This is a genomic window from Sphingobacterium sp. UBA7631 (assembly GCF_002483935.1).
Classification (GTDB): domain Bacteria; phylum Bacteroidota; class Bacteroidia; order Sphingobacteriales; family Sphingobacteriaceae; genus Sphingobacterium; species Sphingobacterium multivorum.
This window is the reverse complement of sequence record NZ_DLIX01000004.1, coordinates 288,209-305,148: the sequence shown is the minus strand read 5'-3', so window position 1 is coordinate 305,148 and position 16,940 is coordinate 288,209. Positions and strand designations below refer to the sequence as shown.

At 43.7% G+C, this 16,940-nt stretch carries 12 protein-coding genes; all 12 read left to right on the top strand.

The window, feature by feature from the left end; translation table 11 throughout:
- The first annotated feature begins 85 nt into the window (after nucleotides 1–85).
- The 12 genes from fsa to B3P16_RS06015 all read left to right on the top strand — a co-directional run bounded on the left by fsa (nucleotide 86) and on the right by B3P16_RS06015 (nucleotide 16,927).
- Entirely contained in the window at nucleotides 86–754 is a 669-nt protein-coding gene (gene fsa / locus B3P16_RS06070; RefSeq protein WP_115050365.1) for a fructose-6-phosphate aldolase, read from the top strand.
- Between the two features lie 7 nt (nucleotides 755–761).
- Nucleotides 762–1,619: a transketolase gene (locus B3P16_RS06065; RefSeq protein ID WP_233789148.1), complete on the top strand. Its 858-nt coding sequence runs from the start codon at nucleotides 762–764 to the stop codon at nucleotides 1,617–1,619.
- Between the two features lie 28 nt (nucleotides 1,620–1,647).
- Nucleotides 1,648–2,610: a transketolase family protein gene (locus tag B3P16_RS06060; protein WP_286841796.1), complete on the top strand. Its 963-nt coding sequence runs from the start codon at nucleotides 1,648–1,650 to the stop codon at nucleotides 2,608–2,610.
- A gap of 113 nt (nucleotides 2,611–2,723) precedes the next feature.
- Complete coding sequence (locus tag B3P16_RS06055; protein ID WP_286841794.1) at nucleotides 2,724–3,560, top strand: alpha/beta hydrolase; 837 nt, start codon at nucleotides 2,724–2,726, stop codon at nucleotides 3,558–3,560.
- Nucleotides 3,561–3,681: 121 nt separating this feature from the next.
- Complete coding sequence (locus tag B3P16_RS06050) at nucleotides 3,682–6,138, top strand: glycoside hydrolase family 95 protein (protein WP_286841792.1); 2,457 nt, start codon at nucleotides 3,682–3,684, stop codon at nucleotides 6,136–6,138.
- A gap of 28 nt (nucleotides 6,139–6,166) precedes the next feature.
- Complete coding sequence (locus B3P16_RS06045; protein ID WP_286841791.1) at nucleotides 6,167–7,726, top strand: glycoside hydrolase 43 family protein; 1,560 nt, start codon at nucleotides 6,167–6,169, stop codon at nucleotides 7,724–7,726.
- 6 nt (nucleotides 7,727–7,732) lie between these two features.
- Nucleotides 7,733–9,109 carry a glycoside hydrolase family 43 protein gene (locus B3P16_RS06040; protein WP_286841789.1) on the top strand — a complete coding sequence of 459 codons (1,377 nt, stop codon included), beginning with the start codon at nucleotides 7,733–7,735 and terminating at the stop codon, nucleotides 9,107–9,109.
- An 11-nt stretch (nucleotides 9,110–9,120) separates the two neighbouring features.
- Entirely contained in the window at nucleotides 9,121–11,025 is a 1,905-nt protein-coding gene (locus B3P16_RS06035) for a sialate O-acetylesterase (protein WP_286841787.1), read from the top strand.
- 78 nt (nucleotides 11,026–11,103) lie between these two features.
- Entirely contained in the window at nucleotides 11,104–13,203 is a 2,100-nt protein-coding gene (locus B3P16_RS06030; protein WP_286841786.1) for a hypothetical protein, read from the top strand.
- 169 nt (nucleotides 13,204–13,372) lie between these two features.
- Complete coding sequence (locus tag B3P16_RS06025) at nucleotides 13,373–14,785, top strand: MFS transporter (protein WP_286841784.1); 1,413 nt, start codon at nucleotides 13,373–13,375, stop codon at nucleotides 14,783–14,785.
- A gap of 13 nt (nucleotides 14,786–14,798) precedes the next feature.
- A complete protein-coding gene (locus tag B3P16_RS06020) occupies nucleotides 14,799–15,950 on the top strand; it encodes an endo-1,4-beta-xylanase (RefSeq protein ID WP_286841782.1) in 1,152 nt (383 codons plus the stop codon).
- 5 nt (nucleotides 15,951–15,955) lie between these two features.
- Nucleotides 15,956–16,927 carry a glycoside hydrolase family 43 protein gene (locus B3P16_RS06015; protein WP_115050380.1) on the top strand — a complete coding sequence of 324 codons (972 nt, stop codon included), beginning with the start codon at nucleotides 15,956–15,958 and terminating at the stop codon, nucleotides 16,925–16,927.
- Nucleotides 16,928–16,940: the final 13 nt, after the last annotated feature.

Here is a 16,940-nt window from a genome sequence, read left to right as displayed (position 1 = left end):
CAATCCTATCTGGTTGAAAACTATAGTTTTGCCTTATAACCAATCGCTAGAGATCTAGCGAATACAAAACTAATCAACTAAAAAAATGAAATTTTTTATCGATACAGCAAGTCTCACTGAGATTCGTATGGCTCAAAATTTAGGTGTCCTAGATGGAGTGACGACCAATCCTTCGCTCATGGCCAAAGAGGGCATTACAGGAACAACTCATGTACATGCCCATTACAAAGCTATCTGTGATATTGTGGAGGGTGATGTCAGTGCTGAAGTGATTTCGACTGATTTTAACGGGATGATTGACGAAGGTTTGCTCTTAGCGGCCTTAGACAATAAGATTGTTGTTAAGGTTCCGATGACTGAAGACGGCATTAAAGCGATTAAATATTTTAGTACAAAGCAAATTAAAACCAACTGCACCCTGGTATTTTCTGCCGGGCAGGCACTCTTGGCCGCGAAAGCTGGAGCTACTTATGTGTCGCCTTTCGTGGGCAGGCTTGATGATATATCTGTTGATGGATTGGCGCTGATCCGTGAAATACGGACCATTTATGATAATTATGCTTTTGAAACCCAAATTCTTGCGGCTTCGGTACGTCATAGTGCGCATATACTAGGTTGTGCCAAGATTGGTGCGGATGTTATGACGGGACCTTTGCAGGCGATCTTCTCCCTCTTAAAACATCCGCTGACGGACAGTGGGCTCGCTCAATTTTTAGCTGATCATAAACGCGTTGCTGCACAAAGTAACAATTGAGATGGTCATGACAAAACATAGTATACATAATTTAGAAGCGATTGTTAAGCAAGTCCGAAGGGATATACTCCGCATGGTACATGGTTGCCAGTCGGGGCATCCGGGAGGATCGTTGGGTTGTACTGAATTGTTGGTCTCTTTGTACTTCGAGTTGATGCAGCGAAACGATCATTTTGACTTGAATGGTATGGGGGAAGATCTGTTTTTCCTTTCCAATGGTCATATCTCTCCGGTATTTTATAGTGTGTTGGCGCGATCGGGGTATTTTCCAATCGATGAACTTGCTACTTTCAGAAAACTCAACTCACGGTTGCAGGGACATCCGACAACACACGAAGGACTGCCAGGTATCCGGGTCGCTTCGGGCTCCTTGGGACAAGGGCTTTCTGTCGCTATTGGTGCTGCTCAAGCAAAAAAACTAAATAAAGATAACCGCTTTGTTTATGTGCTGATGGGCGATGGTGAATTACAGGAAGGGCAGGTATGGGAAGCGGCCATGTATGCAGCCCACAACGAAATGGACAATTTGATTGCTATTGTAGATTACAATGGTGCGCAGATTGATGGGGCTACCAATGATGTCCTTTCGCTGGGTGACCTACCTCGCAAATGGATGGCATTTGGCTGGAAGGTTATTGAGATTATGCGTGGTAATGATATTGGTTCTGTGATTTCAGGACTTCAAAAGGCCCAAGCTTCAACCGGAGTTGGCTTGCCAGTAATGGTGTTGCTCCATACGGAAATGGGTAATGGCGTCGATTTTATGATGGGCTCGCATAAATGGCATGGCATAGCGCCCAGCGATGAGCAACTAAGTTTGGCCTTAAACCAGAATGCAGAAACATTGGGAGATTATATTGCCTAATCGTAGGGTGATTTTGAAATAGATTAACATGAAAAAATATACATACACAGAATCGAAAGACACACGTTCTGGATTTGGAGCCGGTTTGCTGGAAGCGGGAAAGGAAGACGAAAATGTGGTTGCACTCTGTGCAGACCTGATCGGTTCCCTCAAAATGAACGATTTCATCAAGGCCTTTCCGGAGCGTTTCTTTCAGATCGGCATTGCCGAAGCAAATATGATGGGTATTGCGGCTGGACTTACCATTGGTGGAAAAATACCGTTTACAGGTACATTTGCCAATTTTTCAACGGGTCGGGTATATGATCAGATCCGACAGTCTATCGCCTATTCAGATAAAAATGTGAAAATCGCAGCTTCGCATGCCGGCCTTACATTGGGTGAAGATGGAGCGACCCATCAGATATTGGAAGATATTGGATTGATGAAAATGCTTCCGGGCATGACAGTTATTAACCCTTGCGATTATAATCAGACGAAGGCTGCAACCCTAGCTGCCGCCAAACACAAAGGGCCGGTCTATCTGCGGTTTGGACGACCTGTAGTACCGGTTTTCACGCCGGAAGATCAGGAATTTGTGATCGGTGAAGCCGTGATGCTCAACACGGGTAATGCAGTGACCATTTTGGCAACAGGGCATCTCGTTTGGGAAGCTATACGTGCGGGGGAAGAATTGGAAACATTGGGTATTGATGCCGAAATCATTAATATCCATACCATCAAACCCCTAGACGAGAAAGCGGTAGTGACTTCTGTCGCTAAGACGGGCTGCGTTGTTACAGCCGAAGAACATAACCGTATCGGTGGACTCGGAGATAGTGTCGCACAACTGTTAGCAAAACAATTGCCTACTCCGCAAGAGTATGTGGCTGTAAACGACAGTTTCGGTGAATCGGGACCGCCAAGTGCGCTGATGGATAAATATGGCCTAAACGCCGACGCTATTGTAGCTGCGGTGTTAAGAGTACTAAAAAGGAAAGTGGCGACCTAATTGCCATGGGCTATTGTTCTATTATGAAATTAGGCAACTGTTTCTAGATTGGATGTGCGCTGTTGCTTTTATCGGTTGCTTACCTAAAATTGATGTACTGTTAAACCAATTATATGATGAGAAAAATGATCTACACGTTATTGTGCGTGTTTTCTGTCAGCTTAATCGCTCGGGCGCAGCAGGCTGCTCCACAAGGATTCGATGTGGAGCGAAAATTGGCGTCCACTGGAAAAATCGACTCCGTAGTTTATCCTTCGAAAACTGTAGGGGTTACTAGGAAAGCCTTAATCTATACGCCGCCGGGATATAGTACCGCAAAAAAATACCCTGTACTGTACCTGCTGCATGGAATCGGCGGTGATGAACGGGAATGGTTCAGACATGGAAATCCACAGGTTATTTTCGATAACCTGTATGCGGAAGGAAAAATGGAACCCATGCTGGTGATCATGCCTAATGGCCGTGCCATAGAAGATGACCGTGCTGGTGGAAATGTGATGGCACCGGATCGGGTAGCGGCGTTTTCAACTTTTGAAAAAGATCTGCTCAATGACCTGATTCCATTTGTTGAAAAGCAGTTTCCCGTTATCAAGGATCGTGAACACCGCGCGATTTTTGGGCTGTCTATGGGAGGAGGCCAGGCGCTGAATTTTGGACTGGGCCATATGGATACCTTCTCCTGGGTCGGGGGCTTTTCTTCTGCGCCCAACACCAAGATGCCACAGGAATTACTGCCTGTTCCAAAAGAAGCTAAAGATAGCCTAAAAATGCTATGGATCTCCTGTGGTGACCAGGACGGTTTGCTCAATATCAGTAAGCGTACACATGAGTACCTTTTAGAACACGGAGTGCCTCATATTTATTATCTGGAGCCTGGAGGACATGACTTCAATGTGTGGAGAAATGACCTATATAATGTTTCGCAATTGTTATTTAAGGATAAGAAATAAAAGACCTTAATAAGTTGATCATAGCAATAAAATATTCGACGGTTGGCCTTGGCCTATCTTACAATGAGTTTATTGGTCCTCTGCGTTAATCCCGAAACTGCAAAAAACGGTATCAAGAAAAATGATTGAAAACTTTATTTGGAAGTACATAAGTATATTCATTGTGATCTTGTCACTGAATATGACGTTGTTGTTTGCCCAAAAGCGATCGGCATTGACCCTATGGTATGATCGGCCTGCAGACGAAAGGGTATGGGAACAAGCTTTACCGCTGGGAAATGGTCGGTTGGGCTCGATGGTTTATGGAATTCCATCTTGTGAACGCATACAGCTCAATGAGGAAACTATTTGGGCGGGTGGACCTTATCGCAACGATAATAAGAGAGGTGGGGCGGCATTAAAAACTATTCAGCATTATATATTCGATGGAAAATCAGCTGAAGCCGATAGACTTGCGAATGAAACCTTCTTCACCAAAACCCATGGCATGCCCTATCAGACCGCAGGAAATATACTGCTGCGATTTCCTGGGCACGAACAGTATCAGGATTATTATCGCGAACTGGATATTGAACGGGCGGTAGCACTGTCCCGTTATACAGTAGATGGGGTAACATTTACCAGAGAAGTTTTTACTTCGTTTGCTGATGATGTCATTGTCATGAAAATAAAGTCGAGCAAGAAGGGGAAACTCAATTGCACATTAACTTATGAGAATGAGTCGAAGCATACTATTTACAAAAACGGTGATAAACTTATATTAGCAGGACGAGGATCCGATCATGAGGGTATTAAAGGGCAGGTTGTTTATCAGATTCATACGGGAGTAAAGCATATCGATGGACAGCTTGTTGTGAAAGACCAATCGATTGATATAAAAGGTGCAAGTTCTATTTCTCTTTACATTTCCATAGCGAGCAATTTCCAAAATTACAAACAATTGGGGGTTGATCCCCATAAGGTGGCTGCTAAAAGGTTGCAAAAAGCGATGGATAAGGATTATCAGCTTGCTTTGCGGCAGCACATCGCTTCTTATGGCAAACAATTTAACCGCTTCCAGCTCCATTTGGGCAGTTTGAGCAGTGAACATCAGGAGCCTATTGCAAAGCGTATCGCAAATTTTGCCCATACACAGGACCCTGCGCTCGTGACTTTGTTGGCTCAATTCGGCCGCTATTTGCTTATCTGTTCTTCACAGGCAGGTGGTCAACCTGCTAATCTGCAAGGCATCTGGAACCGCTCCATGCAACCAGCCTGGGACAGTAAATATACGATCAATATCAATACCGAAATGAACTATTGGCCAGCAGAGGTTACCAACCTTTCTGGCACGCTCCAGCCGTTATTTTCGATGATTAAAGAGCTCAGTGAAAGCGGAGAAGAGACAGCGAAGACATTGTATCATGCGCGCGGCTGGGTAGCGCATCACAATACCGATATCTGGCGCGTGACGAGTCCGATTGATTTTGCGGCTGCCGGAATGTGGCCGAGTGGAGGGCTGTGGTTGTCTCAACATTTGTGGGAACATTACCTTTTTACGGGAGATAAGGTCTTTTTAAGGCAATATTATCCAGTAATGAGGGGAGCTTGCGACTTTCTTTTGTCTGTGCTTGTCGAGCATCGTGGTTATCCGACTAAACAATGGCTCATTCTGAGTCCTTCAATTTCGCCCGAGCAAGGGCCACTTGCGGCAGGCGTAACCATGGATAATCAGCTATGTTACGACATGCTGACACGTACCGCTTTGGCGGCAGAAGCCCTCGGTGTTGATGCAATGTATAGGGACACATTATTGGCAACGGCACGGCGGATTCCACCAATGCATATAGGTCGTTATAATCAGTTACAAGAATGGCTGGAAGACGTGGATGATCCGCACAATCAACATCGGCATGTATCCCATTTATATGGATTGTTTCCAGGTAGTCAAATTTCACCGTTCCGCACGCCTGAATTGTTTGAGGCAGCACGTAATTCGTTGATCTATCGAGGTGATTTTGCGACGGGATGGTCAATTGGATGGAAAATAAATTTATGGGCCCGTTTATTGGACGGAAACCATGCCTACGAAATTATAAAAAAGATGTTGACGGTTTCCGATGAAAACCATCCCGAGGGACGTACCTATCCCAATCTGTTTACGGCACATCCTCCATTTCAGATTGATGGTAATTTTGGCTTAACGGCCGGAATTGCGGAGATGCTGGTCCAAAGCCAAGATGGTGCTGTGCATCTGTTGCCAGCAATTCCTGATCAATGGAAAGAGGGCTGGGTAAGGGGGATCAAGGCGCGCGGTGGATTTGAAATTGAAATGCAATGGCAAAAAGGAAAGATAAAGGAGGTGACGGTCTTTTCATCTTTAGGCGGTAATTTGCGGCTACGGACCGCTACGCAATTGAAAGGACCTGAACTTCAACTAGCAAAAGGCGATCAGACGAATGCCCTTTTAGCTCCTGTAATAACACCAGCGAGTATTCATTCGGCAGATTCACATCTGAAAGGAATTGAATTACCAAGCTATTATGAATACGATGTACGAACCTTGCCTGGAAAATACTATACATTTAAGGTTTACTAAATTAATGCGACTCATAAAAACTGTCAATATGTTAAGAATGAAAATCAGCGCTTTTGTCTTCTCCTTGATGATCACGTTTTTGGGAGCGACAGCGCAACAGGCCCATAATCCAATCATCTTTGCTGACGTGCCCGATATGTCCATGATACGCGTCGGTGATACCTATTATATGAGCAGCACGACCATGCATATGAACCCCGGTGTCCCGATTATGAAGTCCAAAGATCTGGTCAATTGGACGATGATTAATTATGCTTACGATCGTCTTGGCGATCAGGATGAACTCAATCTGTCAAACCATAAAAATGCGTATGGGCACGGCTCCTGGGCAAGCAGTTTGCGCTTTCATGAGGGGCGTTACTATGTCAGCACATTTTCGGCCAATACAGGAAAAACGCATATTTACCAGACAGCAGATATTGAACATGGACCCTGGACTTCGAAAGAATTTCAACCGATGATGCACGATCATAGCTTATTCTTTGACGAGGGGAAAATTTATATGATCTGGGGTGGGGGGCGCATCTATATTGCTGAATTATCGCCAGATTTTTCAGGTGTTAAAGCAGGAACACAACGGGTATTGATAGAGAATGCCTCTTTACCCGCCAATCCTAAAGAAGGCAAAGCCGGGTTACCTGCTGAAGGATCCCAAATGTTTAAGATCAATGGTATGTATTATCTTTTTAATATTTCATGGCCAGCGGGAGGGATGCGCACAGTAATTGTACATCGGGCCAGCCAATTGGAAGGTCCGTATGAGGGGAAAGTGGTTTTGCAGGATCAGGGTGTGGCACAGGGAGGGCTGATCGATATGCCCAATGGAAAATGGTATGCTTATCTTTTTCAGGATTATGGTGCTGTAGGCCGAATTCCGTTTTTGGTTCCGGTCTACTGGGAGGATGGCTGGCCTGTGCTTGGAATTGATGGAAAGGTACCAGCCACATTGGATCTTGCCGCAAACAAAAGCTTAAGCCCTGGAATTGTTAGCTCAGATGATTTTGAGCGGAAAGCTGGCGAACCCGCCCTTTCCCTAGTATGGCAATGGAACCATAACCCAGCTGTTGATCTATGGTCAGTGACCGAACGCAGTGGCTTTTTGAGACTTCGAACCGGCGACCTTACTGAGGACTTTCTGTCGGCCAAAAATACATTGACGCAACGCACCATCGGCCCGAGCTGCAGCGCCGCTATTGCTGTAGAGGTTTCTAACATGAAAGATGGTGATTTTGCCGGATTATCACTATTGCAAAAAAACTATGGTTTAGTAGGCGTTCGGATGGAAGGAAACACAAAATCATTGGTAATGATCAATGCGATGACGGGGGCACCACAAGAACTGGCCAAGATCGACCTCAAACAGCAACGTGTATTTTTTAAAGCGAGCTGTGATTTTTCAAACAAAAAAGATACGGCCCAATTTTTTTATAGTACGGATGGACACAATTGGAACAGAATAGGTAACGTGTTAAAAATGAGTTATACCATTCCTCATTTTATGGGGTATCGGTTCGGACTTTTTAACTATGCGAGTAAAGCAGCTGGCGGCTATGTAGACTTTGATTACTTCCATTTGACCAGCAATTAAAATGATATGAGAAAACAATTTTTTACGCTATTACCGGTCGGGTTTCTGATCATGTTTTTTGTTACGATAAATGCATTGAAGGCACAAAATCCGATTGTACAAACAGCCTATACGGCAGATCCTGCACCTTTGGTATATAATAACCGTCTTTATCTTTACACCACACAGGATGAAGAAGAGTCCACCTGGTTTAATATGAACAATTGGCGTGTGTATTCAACCGATGATATGGTAAACTGGACGGATCATGGTGCGATTCTTTCTTATACCGATTTTGATTGGGCAAAGGGTGATGCCTGGGCGGCACAATGTGTTGAAAAAAACGGTAAATTTTATCTATACGTGCCTGTTATTTCTAAACAGAACAACCGCGGTGCGATCGGCGTTGCTGTCGGGGATAGCCCATTAGGTCCATTTCATGATCCTTTGGGCAAACCGTTGCTGCAGAGTGAATGGGGCGATATCGATCCGACTGTATTTATTGACGACGATGGTCAGGCGCATATGTACTGGGGTAATCCCCAATTGAAATATGTCAAGCTGAATGAAGATATGATCTCCTATGCAGGTGATATCGTTGAGGTTCCAATGACGGCAGCTTCTTTCGGAAAACGAGCGGGCGACCCGAAACGACCAACAAGCTATGAGGAGGGCCCCTGGTTGTATAAAAGAAACGACTTGTATTATCTCTTTTGGCCGGGAGGTCCTCTACCTGAATTTATCGGTTATTCGACCAGCGAAAAAGTCGAAGGTCCCTGGAAGTATGGCGGAGTAATCATGCCTGCGGAAGGAAAAGCATTCACAAACCATCCAGGTGTTGTTGATTTTAAAGGAAAGAGTTACTTCTTTTACCACAATGGAGCTTTGCCCGGCGGTGGAGGTTTTACGCGCTCTGTTGCTGTTCAGGAGTTAAGCTTTAATCCAGATGGTAGTATCCCGCCGATGAAAATGACAGCTGGAATTACTCGTGCGCTAGCAGCGGTGAATCCCTACGAGCTCCATCAGGCCGAAATGATTGCTTGGTCCGAATATGTTAAATCCTATCAGAATGAAAAAGTAGGCGTTTTTATAAAGGCAAAGAAAGATGGAGCTTATACCTGTGTGAAAAACGTTGACTTTGGTGAGAGAGGTGCAAGCAATTTTTTTGCGCGAGTGGGAACAACACATAACGGTGGTGTCAGTATGGAGGTACGTTCGGGAGCGATCGATGGGGCTTTACTAGCTACGATACAAGTTCCCATGACAGGAGGCGATGACCGCTGGACTACAGTGGAGACTATACTAGCCAATAAAGTGAAGGGAGTACATGATTTATACTTTGTTTTTAAAGGCAAGGCTCCGTCAAATATCCTGTTTTTCGATTGTTGGAAATTTGGAAGGTAAAGTGGTAGAATATGTTTTTTAGAATAGAAAATTTCTTTTGCTTTTCATCTTTTTTTAGTCGTCTAACACTGGTTTTTGTTTGTCTTATCGGACTGCTGCCATGCGCTGCCCGTGTACGGCTGCCAGCAGTCATGGGAGACCAGATGGTTCTACAGCGGGATATCGAACTCCATATTTGGGGATGGGCATCGAAAGGTGAGAAGGTTACCCTTCGTTTTAGAGGGGCATACTATTATACAGAAGCCGGACAGGATGGCAAGTGGAATGTGCAGATCCCGCCACAGCGTTATGGGGGACCCTATACGATGGAGATTAATGACATTGTTATTCGTGATGTGTTAATCGGCGATGTCTGGCTTTGTTCGGGTCAGTCTAATATGGAAACGCCAATTAAGCGTCTTGTCGAACGTTTTCCTGAAATAAATGAATCTAATAATCATATGATCCGTTATTTCAAGGTTCCGACACAAAATAGTCCCATTGAGGTAAAGGAAGAGATACCGCCTGGTGAACGTTGGCATTCGGGCATAGCTTCAGATGTGATGAATTGGACGGCATTAGCCTATTTCTATGCATTGGAGTCCTACCAACATAACGGTATTCCGGTCGGAATGATCGTATCCAGCCTTGGTGGATCGGGAATAGAACGCTGGGTCGACCAGAAGTCTCTAAAGCAATTTCCAGAGCTGTTGCTAGATCAACATGCGATCGATAGCCTTAGGTTGGCCGAAAAAGATGACGGGGTAGATCTGTGGACCGCAGAAAATTATAATGATTTGCATTGGCCAACAGTGCCGGTTCCCGAATACTGGAGCAAACCGCATCGATTAAACAGAGGTGTCAGTTATTTTCGGAAGGATTTTGCTGTTCCGACGGCTAAAGAGGGGCGGCATGCCAAGTTGTATTTGGGAACGTTGATTGATAGTGATTCCGTTTATGTAAATGGTCATTTTGTCGGTTCTACGGCCTATCGGTATCCACCACGGATTTACGATATACCAGCGGGGGTACTTCGCGCTGGAAGAAATAATTTAACTGTACGTCTGCGAATGGACGACAAGGATGGTGGATTCACACCTGATAAATCCTATGAGATCAAGCTCGACGACGTACGCATTGATCTCACAGGCGAATGGCATTGGCAAGTTGCCGTGGACCAAGATAAAGTTGATCGCTATAAAAGCCGCCTACAGAACTTGGGACAGGTTGGCTCAGGCCTCTACAATGGAATGATCTATCCGTTGCATGACTACGGGTTAAAGGGAGTAATTTGGTATCAAGGGGAGGCCAATACCGCCAATCCATTACGTTATCAGCGGTATCTTACGTCGTTGGTCCATAGTTGGCGCGCGCATTTTGGTCAACCGCAGCTCCCCTTTCTGATGGTACAGTTGCCGAATTTTATGGTCAAGGATACAGTACCAGCAGAATCCAATTGGGCACGGATCAGAGAAGCTCAGTTTCAGGTCAGCAAAGAAATACCATTTACAGCACTAGCGGTAACATATGATCTTGGTGAGTGGAACGATATTCATCCGCTCAATAAAAAGGATATGGCCAAGCGACTATTTGTATGCGCACGCAAGATGTTGTATAAAGACCAAGTCGTTGCTTCAGGTCCTCAGTATAAGCAGATGCGGGTTGATGGGGATCGGATTATTATTTCATTCGACGAAATTGGAAAGGGGCTGGCTATCCGTCAGGGAAAAAAACTACAACATTTTGCAATTGCCGGTTCAGATCAAAAATTCTTATGGGCGAATGCCGTCATACGTGGGAATGAGGTCGTGTTGAGTCATCCAAAGATCAGCAATCCAAAGGCAGTCCGCTACGCGTGGAGCAACAATCCTGAAGATGCAAATCTAATCAATAAAGAAGGAATGTTAGCGGCACCATTTCGTACCGATAATTGGTAAGCATGCGTAGTTGAAGCCAAAGAAATCAAATGAACAGCATAAAATATAATTCAGCAATTTAATTAATTTAATCAATTTATGAAGGGACTAAATATTGTCTTAAAAAAACGGACAATGGTATTGTTATTATCCGTTACGGGAATTTTATCAACAACAAGGATACTGGGGCAGCAGCAAAATATGGTGAAAGATCTCAGTAAGGGGTTTGTGCACCAGTCTATCGGTAATCCATACCTACCACTTTGGGAGCATCTCCCTGATGGTGAACCCCGTGTTTTTGAAGATCCTGACCAACCCGGCAAATATCGCGCTTATATTATTGGTTCCCATGATCTACGTTTTACCAGTTATTGTGGGCCTGACATTCGGATGTGGTCAGCGCCGATTGAAAACTTAACGAGTTGGCGCGATGAGGGGCCTATTTTTACCTATCCGATCGATGGAAAATGGGATGTGATGTATGCCCCAGATCTGGTAGAGGTCAAACGTAAAGATGGGAAAAAAGAATACTACTTGTTTCCACACAGCAGAGGAGATAAACGTGAAGCAATGGTAGTCAAAGGCGATCGGCCGAATGGGCCCTTTAAACCGATAAACCTCACGGAAGATGGCAAGCGTACCCTGCCTGGAAGTATCCTTGGATTTGATCCGGCCGTTTACATTGAATATGTGACGGATCCCAAAGATCCTGATTACGAAATTGGATTCCGGGCATACGGTTTTTGGGGGTTTCAACGCTCGATGGCGGCACAATTAGATCAGAAAACGATGTATTCGCTGCGACCGGGTACCGAGATTATTAATTATCTATTGCCGGCAAGTGCACGATATGGTGAATTGCGAGATCCAAAAGGTACTGCGTACCCTAATATTTTTGAAGGGGAGGATTTAGGAACTTTTAATTTTTTTGAAGCGTCGTCAATTCGTAAAGTCGGCAACAAATATGTATCGGTATACAGTGGCTATTCAGGTCCAGAATATGGGGTAGGGAGCTCAAATTCAACCTTACGGTATGCGGTCGCAGATTCACCCTTGGGGCCTTGGAAGAGCGGCGGTGTCCTGGTCGATTCGCGTGCTCCAGTATTAAATAAAGACGGATCGGCTATCGAAACCAGTAATGCAGGGCATAATACCCATGGGAGTATCGAACTGATTAACGGACAATGGTACGTATTTTACCATAGACCACCGCGCGGATTTGGTTTTGCACGTCAGGCTGTGGTCGAACCTATCAAAGTTGCATGGGATGAAAAAAGTGTCAAAGAAGGGGGAATGGTTTCTATCCGGGCTTTTGACCCTTTTCAAGAAAATTTAACCATCAAAGATAAACAAGGAAAAGAATATAAAGGTGCAGAGGTAACATCAGAAGGATTTCATTTTTATGGATTAGACCCTTATCGGTACTATTCTGCTGGATATGTCTGTTACCTTTCAGATATCAGTTTGCAACAGGATTCATGGGATGTATGGGATAACCATATGCCTGTGACAAATATGAAAAATGGAACTATCGCAGGTTTTAAATATTTCGGATTCGGTGGTCTGAAACAGGATAAGTTTGGGTTAAAGGCTTTTGAGGGAACGAAAAAGGGAAACCGCACTGCCTTTAATCTGTTTATTGCACCAAAGACACAGACTTCATTTAAGGTCAACGTGTGGCTTGATGGCCCTTGGGATAATGATACCTGGAAAGGAAAGCGGATTGCCCAAATAACCGTTCCGGAAAATACTGCGACAACAGTAAAGCAATTTACGGTCGATGTTTCTAACTATGTGGATCAACTGGATGGCAAACATGCCTTGTTTCTGGTCGCTGAGGGTGAAGAAGGCATGCCGCTTTTTGATTTTATAGGATTGGGATTTAGTTCGAAAGACAAAAAAATTGAACGTCCAGTACCACCTTCGGTTACGATTACAGTGAATGGCAAAAAACTAATGTTGCCTTCGATTCCTGTGCGATCGACTGATGAGAATGGCATCGTTGGTTACAACTATTATGAAGTTACTTTTCCAATGGAAACCAACGACAAGAAGATTCCAGTAGTGAAGGCTGTGGCAAATAATGCTGAAGTTGAAATCAAAGTTAAACAAGGCAGTTCGTTGACCGGTTACGCACAGGTAGATTGTGTTTACAGAGGACAAACCAAAAGCTATCTTGTAAAGTATGTAAGGAATTGAACCTTTAGCCGGTAAGTGGCTTTACCAACCATGTAGAAAATGGCTGTCTAAAAAATAGACGGCCTTTTTTAAACATTTTTATTGGAATATAAAACATTTGTATTGGTTCCCGGTCCAAAGCTACTTGTAGTTTTACCCTTGTAATTCAACTAATCGAATAACCAATTATATGGATCAAAGTATGACCGAGGTAAAGCCTATTAAAGGTTTTTACAAACTTTCAATGAAACAACGGGTGGGGTTTGGTGCTGGTGATCTTGCCCAGAATCTTATTTACCAGACTGTTTCGATGTACCTCCTGATTTTTTATACCAATGTTTATGGAATTTCTGCTGCTTCGGCAGGAGTCATGTTTCTTATTGTCCGAATCGTGGATGTACTGTGGGATCCCATTGTAGGCGCATTTGTTGATAAAAGAAATCCACGGATGGGAAAGTACAGATCTTATTTGGTGTTGGGAGGAATTCCGTTGACGGGTTTTGCAATTCTGTGTTTTTGGAATGGATTTTCGGGTTCTTTGGTCTATGCCTATGTCACTTATGTTGGGCTATCCATGCTTTATACCCTGGTGAATGTCCCCTATGGTGCTTTAAATGCTTCCTTGACGAGGGACACAGACGAGGTGACAAAACTAACATCGACGCGTATGTTCATGGCTAACGTTGGTGGGCTTGCGGTCGGATATGGCGTTCCGTTGGTTGTACAGTATTTCTCTCCGGATGGAAAGATAAACTCAAAAGATTCGGCAGAAGCTTGGTTTATAACGATGCTGATTTACGCTTTAGTCGGGTTGGCCCTTCTAATGTTTTGTTTTTTACAAACAAAAGAGCGGGTTATTATGGATGAAAAGGATACTGATAATGTGCGTGTATCTGATCTATGGCGAGAATTTAAGCACAATCGGCCTTTACGCATTTTGGCCTTTTTTTTCATTACAGCATTTGCGATGATGGCCATCGGTAATTCGGCAGGATCCTATTACATGATCTACAATGTACATGCTCCGGATATGTTGCCTTATTTCATGGCCCTGGGGTCTTTACCTGCTTTCATCTTTATGCCATTGGTGCCAGCTATCAAACGTGCAATAGGTAAGAAGCAAATGTTCTATGTTTTTCTGGGTGTCGCTATCCTTGGAATGCTCATGTTATATATGATTTCATCCAACGAGACACTTAAGGGCAATATTGGATTGGTATTGACAGCTCAGTTTATTAAATCAACTGGTGTAATCGTAGCTACGGGGTATATGTGGGCGCTTGTACCCGAAGTCATATCCTATGGCGAGTATAAAACCGGTAAGCGTATTTCGGGGATTGTCAATGCACTGACAGGTATTTTTTATAAGGCTGGCATGGCACTGGGAGGTGTAGTGCCCGGGTTGGTACTCGCCTATGTTGAATTTGATAAAGATAATGCTATAATACAATCTGCATTGGCTGAAAAGGGAATTTTATGGTTGGTGGCCGTTATTCCAGCAGTACTTTTGGTACTCGCCATGGTTGTTATCTCCAGATATGAACTGGATGATGTAACGATCGATAAAATTAACCGGGATATAGAATCAAGACATACACATTAATCAAAAATAAACCATGAAGATGTTAAAAACTATTGTTGTAGCTGTATCAACATTATTATTTGGTCCTACTGCCTCAGCCACTTTGCAAAATCCGAAGCGAGCCCCAGATTCATTGACCTTGAAAGATGCATTTGAAGGTAAGTTTTATATAGGAACAGCATTAAACCTTGATCAGATATGGGAGCGGGATGAGGCTGCGGTAGCGGTGGTCAAAAAGCAGTTCAATTCCATTGTTGCCGAGAATTGTATGAAAAGTATGTTTTTACAACCAAGGGAAGGTGAGTTCGATTTTAAGGATGCGGACCGTTTTGTGGCGTTTGGAGAAAAAAATAAAATGCAAATTATCGGTCACACGCTGATTTGGCATTCGCAGACTCCAGCTTGGTTTTTTATCGATAAAAACGGGAAAGAGGTCACCCGGGAAGTACTTATCGCACGCATGCGGAAGCATATACAAACTGTAGTGTCGCGCTATAAGGGAAGGGTGTTTGGTTGGGATGTGGTGAACGAGGCTATACTGGATAATGGTGAATGGCGTAAAAGCAAATTCTACCAGATTATTGGACCGCAATTTATTGAATTAGCATTTAAATTTGCTCATGAAGCAGACCCAAAAGCTGAATTATATTATAACGATTATTCGACAGCAATCCCCGAAAAAAGAAAGGGCATTATGCACATGGTGCAACAGGTAAAGGCTGCCGGTGGTCAGGTCAGTGGGATTGGCATGCAAGAACATAATGCGCTGGACAATCCACCTATTGAAGAAGTTGAAAAAACTATACTTGGATTTGCGGGCCTTGGAGCAAAGGTAATGGTAACGGAAATGGATATTTCGGTCCTGCCACATGTACGCCCCAATATGGGAGCCGAAGTTGGGGAACGTCATGCTTACAGCAAAGCAATGAATCCCTACGAAAAAGGGCTTCCAGCGGAGAAAATGGACGAGCTAGGAAAGAGATATGTAGCGTTTTTTAAATTATATCTCAAACATCGAGATAAAATATCGCGTGTGACATTGTGGGGTGTAGGCGATGGAGATTCATGGAAGAATGGTTGGCCTATTCCGGGACGTACAGACTATCCGTTGTTATTTGATCGGAATTACCAGCCCAAACCATTTGTAAAAGATATTATTGCGTTGACTCAAAAAAAAAAGAAATAAGAAATATGAGCAAAAGTAGGTATTTATATTCCGAAGATTACATGGCTGATCCTTCAGCTCATGTGTTTGAAAACAAAATTTATATTTATCCCTCTCACGACAGGGAGAGCGGTATTCCCGAAAATGATAACGGCGACCATTTCGATATGCAGGATTACCACGTGTTTTCTCTTGAAGATATCAATGCGGACATTGTTAACCATGGAAAGGTACTGGATGTAAAAGATATTCCTTGGGCTGGTCGTCAGCTTTGGGACTCTGATGTGACTGAGAAAGACGGAAAATACTATATGTATTTCTCCATGAAGGATAGAAACGATATTTTTAAACTCGGTGTTGCTGTGGCAAGCCATCCTTATGGACCATTTGTTCCGCAGGAGCATCCTATCAAAGGAAGTTACAGTATTGATCCATGTGCTTTTAAAGATACAGACGGTTCCTATTATTTATATTTTGGTGGTATATGGGGTGGACAACTTCAATTTTATCGGAATAATAAAATTATTTCGCCCAATGAATTGCCAACATCTGATGAACCCGCATTGTCTCCAAAGGTTGTCAAGCTGTCTGCTGATATGATGGAGTTTTCGGAACAACCAAGGGATCTTCTTATTTTAGATAAAGAGGGCAAACCATTAACGCATGGGGATACGGAAAAGCGATTTTTTGAAGCTTCCTGGATGCATAAATACCAAGGTAAGTATTATTTTTCCTATTCTACAGGCGATAGCCATTTGATTTGTTACGCCATAGGAGACAATCCATATGGACCATTTACCTATCAGGGTGTGATTCTATCGCCCGTAGTTGGCTGGACCACGCACCACAGCATTGTCGAATTCAAGGGTAAGTGGTACCTATTTTATCATGATTCGGTACCTTCTGGAGGAAAGACCTGGCTTAGAAGCATGAAAGTTATTGAGTTGAGCTATGATGAAAATGGTCATATTAAGCCGATTGATGGATTGTCTTCGTAATGATATATTTTAG